This window comes from Mycobacterium sp. NAZ190054, assembly GCF_001545925.1.
Taxonomy (GTDB): Bacteria; Actinomycetota; Actinomycetes; order Mycobacteriales; family Mycobacteriaceae; genus Mycobacterium.
In genome coordinates, this window is the sequence record NZ_LMVQ01000119.1 from 1 (window position 1) to 10435 (window position 10435).

The following is a 10435-nucleotide window of genomic DNA, read 5'->3' on the forward strand; positions in this document are numbered from 1 at the left end:
GACCGCCGAGATGGTCAAGGCGGCGGCGAATGCGTTTGTGGCGACCAAGATCTCATTCGTCAACGCGGTGGCCGACATGTGTGATGCCGTCGGGGCGGACGTCTGCTTCGTCGCCGACGCGGTCGGTGCGGACCCGGACGCACTGCCGAAGACCGGGCCGGCCGGGCCCGCGCCGTCGCTGCCGCTGGACGAACTCGACGTGCGTTACGCCGACGAGGGCAGCGGCGAGGGTTTCGTGCGGCGGCTCTGGTGGCGGGCCACCGTCGATCTCCCCGGCGACTCCCTGCTGCACACGCTCGTCGCCGTCTACGTCACCGACGTGTACCTGATCGATCCGGCGCTGCAGGTGCACGGCCATTCGATGCGGGCGCGCACCCACCGCAGCGGCACCACCGATACGTCGGTGTGGTTCCACCGGGACCTGCACGCCGACGAGTGGAACCTGCTGGAATGCCGGTCGCCCGCCGCGGCGCGGGGCCGGGCAGTGGTGACCGCCAGCCTGATCCGCGCCGACGGCGTCATCGCCGCCACCGTGGTGCAGGAGGGGCTCATCGCAGAGCGGGAGCCCGCGCCCGGTCCGGCAGCCTGACACCGCGGTCACGCCACCACTGCCGGGCCAGCGTCACCGTCGCCGCCACCGTGATACCGACGACGAGTGCGGCCACGACGCCGATCAGTTCATGGCTGCCGAACAGCGGATAGACCTGGTAGTGCGTCAGATAGATGTACAACGAGGCCTCGGCGAGCACCGCGGCCACCGCGGCGACGCCCGACGGGCAGCGGACGGCGGGCAGCCAGATCAGCAGCGCGAGACCGGCGAACACCATCGTCTGCCGCAGCGGGTCGTCGAAGTACCCGAGCAGTCCGATGAACAGCACGGCCGTCACCAGGGCCCGCTGCCAGGTGTGGGCGGCTTTCGCGGCCGCCCAGCCGGCCGCGAAGAACCAGAACGCCAGCACCGTGAACCACGCGTCCCTGGTGTCGCCGGCGAGAACGCCGTAGCGCAGCAGCATGCCGAAGGCGAGGAAAGACATCGCGATACCGAACGGGTGGCGTCGTTCCAGCCGGTCCATCGCCGGCACGCAGAACAGCACCGCCAGCGCGATCAGCGTCCAGACCAGCACTTCGACGAACCACAACCGCCCGGCGGTCATGCTGTCGTGCGGTCCCAGGAACTTGTTGGCCAACAACAGGTTCGACGCGTGATAGTCGTCGGTGACCATGAGCGCGAACGCGACCCACACCACCGACGGGATCGCGACCCACGCGATCGTGGCGCGCAGATGCCGGATGCGGTCGGGGCGAGGCAACGGGGTCAGGCAGAACCGGCCGAAGTTGTAGCCGGCGACTCCGAGCAGGATGTGGGCGCCGCCCCAGAGCTCGAACAGCTCGGCGTGCGAACCGACGATCAACACGATCGCGACCGCCCGCAGCGCCACGCTGGTCTCCAGCGTGTGACCCCAGGACTGCCAGCGCCGCCGTTTCGGCGCCGGCAGGTTCCGCAGCGCGCGCAGCGGCAGCTGCGGCCAGTCGGTGGGCAGGTGGCCGAGCGCGCGTTCCAGTCGTGCCGACATCGTCACGTACGTCAGTGAGTTGCCTCCCAGGTCGACGAAGCTGGCGTCCTCGTCGATCTCGGCAGGATCGAGGAGCAGCACCTCGGCGAAGACCTCGCGAAGGTCGCCGCCGCGCGGGGCGCTGCGCGCCGCCCCGGCGGCCAGCACCCGGGCGGTCGGGTAGTCCGGTTTGCCGGAGGCGAGCTTGGGCAGGTCGGCCACACACACCGTGTCGACGACGGCGGCGGGCACGCCGGCTGCCTCTGCTGTCTGCCGCCGCACGTCGTCGGGGTCGTGCTCGTCGGTGGCCACCACCGCCAGGCGGTCACCGTTGTCGGTGCACAGCGCGTGCACACCCGCGCCGGCCAGCGTGGTCTCGATCTGCGCCAGGTCGAGCCGCAGACCGTACATCTTCACGAAGCGGCTTCTGCGGCCGACCACCTCGTACAGCCCGTCCTCACCCCGGCGGGCGATGTCGCCGGTGCGCAGCGCGTCGAGTTCGGCGCCGCGCGCGAGGTCGGCGGGGGTGTGGGCGTAGCCCATCATCACGTTGGCGCCGCGGTACACCAGCTCGCCGGTGCCGGGCTCGGCCCACTCGTCGACAGGCTCGATCGTGAACGCCCCGCCGGGCACCGGGCGTCCGATCGCGTTGCTCCGGGTGAGCGCGAGTTCCGGTGGCAGATAAGCCATTCGGGCGGTGGCCTCGGTGGCTCCGTACATCACGAACAGCTGCCAGCCCTGTCCGGCGGCGAGCGCGGCGTACTTCCTGACCCGCTCCGGGGGCATCCGGCCGCCGGCCTGCGTGACACAGCGCAGGTGGGGCAGGTGCTTGGACTGGAAGCCGACGCGATCGAGAAGTTCGAAGGTGTACGGCACGCCCGCGAAGGTCGTGCCGCGGTGGTGGGTGAACAGTTCCCAGAAACCGTCGTCGGCCACCGACTGCTCGGTCAGGATGAGTGCGGCACCGGCCAGCAGGTGGCTGTGGATCACCGACAGGCCGTAGCAGTAGGACATCGGCAACGTGGTCGCCGCCCGGTCGGTTTCGCGGATCTGCAGGTATTCGACGATCGACCTGGCGTTGGCGAGCAGGTTGGTGCGGGACAGCCTGACGAGCTTGGGGGAGCCGGTGCTGCCCGACGTCGACATCAGCAGCGCGAGGTCGTCGTGCAGGTCACGGGCGGCCTCGGAGTGCACGTGGACGCCTGCGGCGTCGACGACGACGTCGGGCCGGTAGGTGGCGATGATGTTGGTGTGGTCGCGGCCCGCGGGCACCGGCAGCACGACGTGGCCCGCTGCCAGCGCGCCGAGATAGCCGACCAGTGTCGTGACGTCGTTGCGGGTCTCCAGCAGGACCAGGCGGCGTCGCGGCCCCAGTGTCCGCGCGAAGGCCTCGACCCGCTCGGCGAGGTCGTGGTAGCTGAGTTGCTGATCGCGGGTGAACACCGCCGCGCGGTCACCGTGACCGCGCAAGTGATCGACCAACGTCCTCATCCACGTGAAGATACCCTTACCTCACATGGTTCCGGCCGGGTCACATCCGGCTGTACCTGCTCCGGATGAAGCTGTACGCGCCGAAGGCGGCGATACCCACTGCCGCGGCGATCAGCAGCACCTTGCCGAACGGGGCCTGACCGAGCGTCTTGACGGCGGCGTCCAGGCCGGAGGCCTTGGCCGGATCGGCCTGCAGGGTCGCGATCACCACGAGCAGACCGGCGCCGGCCAGCACGAGGCCCTTGGCCACGTATCCGGTGATGCCGGTCGCGGTGACCGCGGTGCCGCCGCAGACCCGCAGGTCGTCGAGGAACTTCTCCGACACGCCCTTGTACACGTGGTAGGCGCCGATCGCGGCGACCCCGACGCCGACGGCGATCAGGATGGCTTTGCCCCAACCGGACTGCATCAGCTGGGCCGACAGGCCCGCGTTCTGCTGGGCGCTGGACTGCCCGCTGCCCATCGCATACCGGGCCGCCGAGAAGGCGATCGCGAAGTTCACCGCCGCCAGCCCGAGTGCCTTGGCGCGCTTCCATGCGGGGTTCTCGCCGGTGCGCCCGGAACTCTCCCCGGGTTTGGCGCCGATCACCGCTTCGGCCACCCGCCACAACCCCAGCGCCACCAATCCCGCGGCGGCCGCCCACAGCATGATCGTGCCGCCGGTCTGACCGGCCAGCGTGGACAGCGCGCCGGACTGGTCGGCGTTGCCGGCCCCGCCCACGAAGGCGAGCCTGGCGATGATGAAGCCGACGAGCAGGTGCAGCACGCCGCTGGCGGCGAAACCCGCCCTGGCCAGGTACTCGAAGGCGCTGCTGTCGGTCGCGCGGTCGGCGGCGCCGTGCGCGGAGCGGTGCAGAGACGCTGCTGAAGGGCGGGTGCTCATCGGGGTCCTCCTGGTCGGCTGATGGCCCCGGTTACCCCGAATCTGACGCCGGTGAAACGGCTGCCGCGGTTACGGCCTGTCCAGACGGGCCTGCTCGGCGTCGAGGGACTCGTCGCGCACGGGGCGGTCGGCCAGTTCTTCGCGGTGCCCGAACAGGAACGGGTAGGCCAGCCCGGCGATCGCCGCGCCGACCAGAGGCGCGAGCCAGAACACCCACAGCTGTGCCGGTGCGCCGTCGCCGTTGAAGAACGCGACGCCCGTCGAGCGTGCCGGGTTGACCGACGTGTTCGAGATGGGAATGGAGATCAGGTGGATGAGCGTCAACGTCAGGCCGATCGAGAGCCCGGCGAAACCCTTCGGTGCCCGATCGTCGGTGGACCCGAGGATGACGAGCAGGAAGATGAAGGTCAGGACCACTTCGGCGACGATCACCGCCCACAGCGTGTACCCGCCGGGGGAGTGGGCGCCGTACCCGTTGGCGGCCATGTTCCCGGTGGCCGTCCACCCCGACCTGCCTTGGGCCACCACGTAGATGACCAGGCCGGCGACCAGCCCGCCGAGGACCTGCGCGACCCAGTAGGGCGGCAGCACCTTCCACTCCACCCGCCACTCCACCCGCCGCGCCGAGCGTCACCGCGGGATTGAAATGTCCGCCGGAGATCGTGCCGAACGCGTACACGCCGGTCAGCACGGTCAGGCCGAACGCGAGCGCGACCCCCGCGAAGCCGATGCCCAGTGGGAACCCTTCGTCGTTCTGGAAGGTCGCGGCGAACACGGCGCTGCCGCAACCGCCGAGCACCAACCAGAACGTCCCGATGAATTCGGCCGACAGACGATGGAAAAGCGTGGGTTCGCGCATGGGTGCCACCGCTCTACTCGAGGAGTAATCGTGTCTTCAGCGTGACACCCGTGCCGTGGCCGTGGGCCGGATACGGCAGAAACGTCCTCTGACAAAAACTGTCGTTTCCTACAACCGCGGCGGCTGGGGATGAATTCGGGTTTGGGGATGGATTTCCGGCGTTGTCGGCGACGTCGAGGACTGTGGCCTCATGACCGGAACTGAGAGTCGCGCCGAGATCGGGGCGTTGGGGGAGCAGCTCGCGGTGGACTACCTGCAGGGCCTGGGGTTTCGCGTGCTGGCCCGGAACTGGCGGTGCCGCTACGGGGAATTGGACCTCGTCGCCGCCGACGGAGGAGACGTGGTCTTCGTCGAGGTGAAGACCCGCACCACCGACCTGTTCGGCGGGGTCGCCGAGGCGGTGACCCCGGCCAAGTTGCGTCGGCTGCGCCGCCTGGCCGGGCTGTGGCTGGCTCAGCAGTCCGCCAGTTGGGCCGCAGTGCGCATCGATGTCGTCACCGTGCGGATCGGTCGGCGCCGTACGCCCGAACTCAACCACATCAAGGGGGTGGGGTGATGACGAAGCTGGGGCGAGCGTTCTCGGTGGCGGTGCGTGGCGTCGAGGGCGAGATCGTCGAGATCGAGGCCGACATCTCCTCAGGCCTGCCGGGGGTGTCTCTGGTGGGGTTGGCCGACGCCGCGTTGCGGGAGTCGCGGGACCGCGTCCGCGCGGCGATCAGCAACTGCGGGTTCGAGTGGCCGATGACGCGTCTGACACTGGCGCTGTCACCGGCGACGCTGCCGAAGGTGGGCTCGGTGTACGACCTCGCCCTCGCGGCGGCCGTGCTGTCGGCACACGGCAGGAAATCCTGGCCGCGGCTGGAGAAGGCGGTACTGCTCGGTGAGCTCGCCCTCGACGGGCGGGTACGGCCGGTCAAAGGGGTGCTCCCTGCGGTGCTCGCCGCACAACGCCAGGGCTGGCCCACGGTCGTCGTGCCCGTCGAGAATCTGGCCGAGGCCAGCCTCGTCGAAGGTATCGAGGTGTGGGGTGTCGGCACCCTGGGCCGGCTGCAGGCCTGGCTTTCCGGCAAGGCGGACCTGCACGCGCGCGTCGAGCGCAGGGAGCAGGCCCCGGAGCCCGTCGTCGATCTGAGCGACGTGGTCGGGCAGACCCAGGCGCGTTACGCCGTCGAGGTCGCTGCCGCCGGCGGCCACAACCTGATGATGACAGGACCGCCGGGCGTCGGGAAAACCATGCTGGCGCAGCGGCTTCCGGGTCTGCTCCCGCCGCTGTCGCAGGCCGAGTCGTTGGAGGTGACCGCGATTCACTCCGTCGCCGGTCTGCTGACCGGGGACGCCCCGTTGATCACACGCCCACCGTTCGTGGCACCGCACCACACCACCAGCATCGCCGCGCTGGTCGGTGGCGGCTCCGGGATGGCGCGCCCGGGCGCGGTCAGCCGTGCGCATCGCGGCGTGCTGTTCCTCGACGAGTTCGCCGAGATCAACTCGGCTGTGCTGGAGGCGCTCCGGACACCGCTGGAGGACGGTGAGATCCGGCTGGCGCGCCGGGACGGCGTGGCGTGCTACCGGTGCCGTTTCCAGCTCGTCCTGGCGGCAAACCTGTGCCCGTGCGCGCCGCCCGATCCCCGCGACTGCACCTGCGGGGCAGCCGACAAACGGCGCTATCAGAGCAAGTTGTCCGGGCCGTTGGTCGATCGGGTGGATCTGCGTGTCGAGATGCACGCGTCCCGGGAGGGGACGTTCAACGATCAGGAGGGTGAGTCGACTTCCGATGTCCGTCAACGGGTCTGGTCGGCACGTGCGGCCGCGAAAGAACGCTGGCGTGCGTACGGGATCGCCACCAACGCCGAAGTCGGTGGTTCGCTGCTGCGCCGCCGGTTCCGGTTGAGCCAGGAGGCGATGAGACCGTTACGCACCGCGGTCGACCGGGGAGCGATGAGCATCCGTGGCATGGACCGGACGGTGCGTGTGGCGTGGACGCTGTGCGATCTGGCCGGCCGCACCTCACCGAATCGAGAGGACGTCGCGACGGCGATGAGTTTCCGGCAGGGAGGTGGCTTCTGATGGACGAGATCACGCGCCGGGCATGGGCTTACGTGTCACGGGTGGCTGAACCGCCCAACCAGGTCCTGGCCGGGTTGGTGGCCGCGGAAGGGGTGGTCGCGGCCGCCGAGCGCATCCGCCGCCGCGACGTCGACGCGAAGCTGTTGCGCGCCACCGAAGCACGGTATGCCATCGACCGCGCCAGGGAGGACCTGGAGATCCTCGACCGGATGGGTGGGCGTCTGCTCACCGTGGACGACGACGAGTGGCCGCTCCTGGCGTTCGTCGCGTTCAAGTCGGTGAACCTCGCGAATCGGCCGCAGGGCCTGCCGCCGATGGTGCTGTGGGCGTCGGGCCCGTCGCGGCTGTGTGACATCCCGGAGCGCAGCGCCGCGATCGTCGGGACACGCGCGGCGACGCCGTACGGCGAGTACGTCGCCTCCGACTTCGCGGCCGGGCTGGTGGAACGCGACGTCGCCGTGGTGTCCGGCGGCGCATACGGCATCGACGGCGCGGCTCACCGCGCGGCGCTGGCCTCCGACGGCGAGACGGTCGCGGTGCTGGCGACCGGTCTCGACGTGCCATATCCCGCAGGGCATTCCGCGTTGCTGCACCGGGTGGGCCGGCACGGTCTGCTGGTCAGCGAGTACCCGCCGGGAACACGCCCGACCCGGCGGCAGTTCCTCACCCGCAACCGGCTGGTCGCCGCGTTGGCGAGGGCGACGGTGGTGGTGGAGGCCGGCGTGCGCAGTGGTGCGGCGAACACCGCCGCGTGGGCCGACGCGCTGGGGCGGCCGGTGTGCGCGGTGCCGGGGCCGATCACCTCGTCGTCGTCCGCGGGCTGTCACGAGTTGATCGTGAACGAGAAGGCCAGGTTGGTCAGTCGGGCGTCGGAGGTGGTCGAGGAGGTCGGGCGCTGTGGTGAGCTGGCGCCGGATCGCGTCCGGCCGGCCTCTGTGGTCGACGACCTGAGCGAGGACGAACTCGTCGTGTTCGAGGCGCTGCCGGGGCGCGGCACCCGCACCGTCGACGAGATCGCCGCCGCCGCGGGGATGCCGGCCACCGAGGTGCTGGGGCCGCTGACGATGCTCGGCGTCCGGGGGTTGGCCGTGCGGGAGGACGGCTGTTGGAGGCTGGGCCGACGCTAGCGCCCTGCACCTCGGGTCGCGCTCGTATAGTCGTCAAGGACAGCTAAGTAGCAAAGGAAGTGAAGTGGCAGGACGTCCCGTGCACACCTTCGAGGTGGTGCGCACCGAGCAGCTGACCCCCCATGTCGTGCGAGTTGTGCTCGGCGGCAACGGTTTCGACACGTTCACCCCCAACGACTACACGGACTCCTACGTGAAGCTGGTGTTCGTCGCCGACGATGTCGACGTGTCCGAACTGGACCAACCCTTGACGCTGGACAGCTTCAACGCACTGCCGCCCGCTCGCCGTCCCACCGTGCGCACCTACACCGTCCGTCACGCCGACGCCGAACGGCGCGAGATCAGCATCGACTTCGTTGTGCATGGGGAGCACGGCGTCGCCGGCCCGTGGGCGGCGTCGGCCACCCCCGGGCAGCGGCTGTTCGTCATGGGCCCCAGCGGCGCCTACGCGCCCGATCCCGCCGCCGACTGGCACCTGTTCGCCGGTGACGAGTCGGCCGTGCCGGCGATCAGCGCCGCGCTGGAGGCGCTGCCCGACGACGCGATCGGCCGGGTGTTCATCGAGGTTTCCGGGCCCGAGGACGAAATGGAGCTGACGGCACCCGCCGGCGTCGAGGTGTCGTGGATCTACCGGGGTGGCCGCGCCGACCTGGTTTCCGAAGAGAACGCCGGCGACCACGCGCCGCTGATCGCCGCGGTCAAGGAGACGCCCTGGCTGCCGGGGCAGGTGCAGGTGTTCATCCACGGCGAGGCGCAGGCCGTGATGCACAACCTGCGGCCCTACATCCGCAAGGAGCGCGGTGTGGACGCCAAATGGGCCTCGTCGATCTCGGGGTACTGGCGGCGTGGCCGCACCGAGGAGACCTTCCGGGAGTGGAAGCGCGAACTCGCCGAGGCCGAGGCGAAATAACGGCTCGGCGACGGCTGTCGATGGCACGCTGGGCCCCATGGCGTTCGGCAACTACCAGCTCGAGATCTACCTGCAAGGCCTGTCCGGCATCCTGCCGAACCTCCCGATGGACTATGCCGGATGGGAGGCCAAGGCCGAGTCGGCGATGCCACCGTCGGTCTGGTCGTACGTGGTGGGCGGGGCCGGCGACGAACAGACCCAGCGCGCCAACCGGGCCGCGTTCGACCGGTGGGGGCTGATCCCGCGGATGCTCGTCGGGGCCACCGAGCGCGACCTGACCGTCGACCTGTTCGGGATGACGCTGCCGTCCCCAGTGTTCATGGCGCCGATCGGTGTCATCGGCATCTGCTCGCAGAACGGTCACGGCGACCTGGCGACTGCCCGCGCCGCCGCCCGCACGGGGGTTCCGATGACGGTGTCGACCCTCACCGAAGACCCGCTGGAGGACGTCGCCGCCGAATTCGGGGACACCCCGGGCTTCTTCCAGCTCTACACCCCCACCGACCGCGACCTGGCCGCCAGCCTGGTCCACCGTGCCGAAGCCGCGGGCTACAAGGCGATCATCGTCACGCTGGACACCTGGATCCCCGGCTGGCGGCCGCGCGACCTGGCGATGTCGAACTTCCCGCAACTGCGCGGCCGGTGTCTGGCCAACTACACCAGCGACCCGGTGTTCCGCGCCGCCCTGGCCCAACCGCCGGAGGAGAACATGCAGGCCGCGGTGCTGCACTGGGTCCAGCTGTTCGGCAACCCACTGACCTGGGCGGACCTGCCGTGGCTGCGGTCGCTGACCGACCTGCCGCTGGTGCTCAAGGGCCTGTGCCATCCCGACGACGTGCGCCGCGCCAAGGACGCCGGCGTCGACGGCATCTATTGCTCTACCCACGGTGGGCGCCAGGCCAACGGGGGACTGCCCGCGCTCGACTGCCTGCCCGGCGTGGTCGAGGCCGCCGACGGCCTCCCCGTGCTGTTCGACTCGGGGATCCGCAGCGGCGCCGACATCGTCAAGGCGCTCGCGCTCGGCGCCACCGCCGTCGGTGTCGGCCGGCCCTACGCCTACGGCCTGGCACTCGGCGGCGAGGACGGCCTCGTGCACGTGCTGCGCTCGCTGCTGGCCGAGACCGACCTGATCATGGCCGTCGACGGCTATCCCACCCTGGCAGATCTCACTCCGGACACGCTCCGGCGCGTCCTCTGAACACCCACGTCGGGACTCTGCGACGGTGAGGGCGTGCAGACCGACGGGCAGGAGCGCAGCGACCCGGGAATCGAGACCTGTCTCGAAGAGTTCGACGAATACCTCGCGCTCGAGCGCGGTCGCTCCGAGCACACCCGCCGTGCCTATCTCGGCGATCTGCGGTCGTTGTTCGACTTCCTCGCCGAACGCCGCCCCGGCTCGGGGCTGCGCGGCCTGACCCTGCCGGTGCTGCGGTCATGGCTGGGGGCGCAGGCGAGCGCCGGATCGTCGGCCAGCAGGCCGCGCCGCACCGCCCACGCGGTGAACGTCTTGACCGCCGAGGTGCGGCGGGCCAGCGTCGAACGGGC

At 70.4% G+C, this 10435-nt stretch carries 8 protein-coding genes and 2 pseudogenes; 7 read left to right on the plus strand and 3 right to left on the minus strand.

Translation table 11 applies throughout. The features are described 5' to 3' along the window. Positions 1-589: pseudogene (locus ASJ79_RS10450) on the plus strand (acyl-CoA thioesterase domain-containing protein); the annotation flags it as partial. On the opposite strand, the gene ASJ79_RS10455 reads toward ASJ79_RS10450, so the two are convergent. From ASJ79_RS10455 to aqpZ, 3 genes and pseudogenes are all read right to left on the minus strand, one after another. Beyond that, complete coding sequence (locus ASJ79_RS10455) at positions 549-3044, minus strand: AMP-binding protein (protein WP_067954839.1); 2496 nt, start codon at positions 3042-3044, stop codon at positions 549-551. The pseudogene ASJ79_RS10450 and the gene ASJ79_RS10455 sit on opposite strands and share 41 nt — an antisense overlap. Positions 3045-3084: 40 nt before the next feature. After that, positions 3085-3927, minus strand: a complete 843-nt coding sequence (locus ASJ79_RS10460; protein ID WP_067954841.1) for a DUF1206 domain-containing protein — start codon at positions 3925-3927, stop codon at positions 3085-3087. Between the two features lie 69 nt (positions 3928-3996). Then, positions 3997-4786, minus strand: a pseudogene (gene aqpZ, locus ASJ79_RS10465) (aquaporin Z). A gap of 190 nt (positions 4787-4976) precedes the next feature. On the opposite strand from aqpZ, the gene ASJ79_RS10470 reads away from it, so the two are divergent. The 6 genes from ASJ79_RS10470 to ASJ79_RS10495 all read left to right on the plus strand — a co-directional run. Beyond that, positions 4977-5342 (plus strand): YraN family protein, encoded by a 366-nt coding sequence (locus tag ASJ79_RS10470; RefSeq protein WP_067954843.1) that lies wholly within the window; start codon positions 4977-4979, stop codon positions 5340-5342. Then, positions 5342-6853 (plus strand): YifB family Mg chelatase-like AAA ATPase, encoded by a 1512-nt coding sequence (locus tag ASJ79_RS10475; protein WP_067954845.1) that lies wholly within the window; start codon positions 5342-5344, stop codon positions 6851-6853. The genes ASJ79_RS10470 and ASJ79_RS10475 overlap by 1 nt, the downstream gene beginning before the upstream one ends. Continuing rightward, positions 6853-7980 carry a DNA-processing protein DprA gene (gene dprA, locus ASJ79_RS10480; protein ID WP_067954848.1) on the plus strand — a complete coding sequence of 376 codons (1128 nt, stop codon included), beginning with the start codon at positions 6853-6855 and terminating at the stop codon, positions 7978-7980. Before ASJ79_RS10475 ends, dprA begins: the two co-directional genes overlap by 1 nt. A 64-nt stretch (positions 7981-8044) precedes the next feature. Then, on the plus strand, positions 8045-8890 hold the full coding sequence (locus ASJ79_RS10485; RefSeq protein ID WP_067954850.1) for a siderophore-interacting protein: 846 nt from the start codon (positions 8045-8047) through the stop codon (positions 8888-8890). 37 nt (positions 8891-8927) lie between these two features. Next, a complete protein-coding gene (locus tag ASJ79_RS10490; RefSeq protein WP_067954852.1) occupies positions 8928-10088 on the plus strand; it encodes a lactate 2-monooxygenase in 1161 nt (386 codons plus the stop codon). 69 nt (positions 10089-10157) lie between these two features. After that, positions 10158-10435, plus strand: a 278-nt coding sequence (locus tag ASJ79_RS10495; RefSeq protein WP_197420164.1) for a site-specific integrase, incomplete at its 3' end; no start/stop codon positions are given.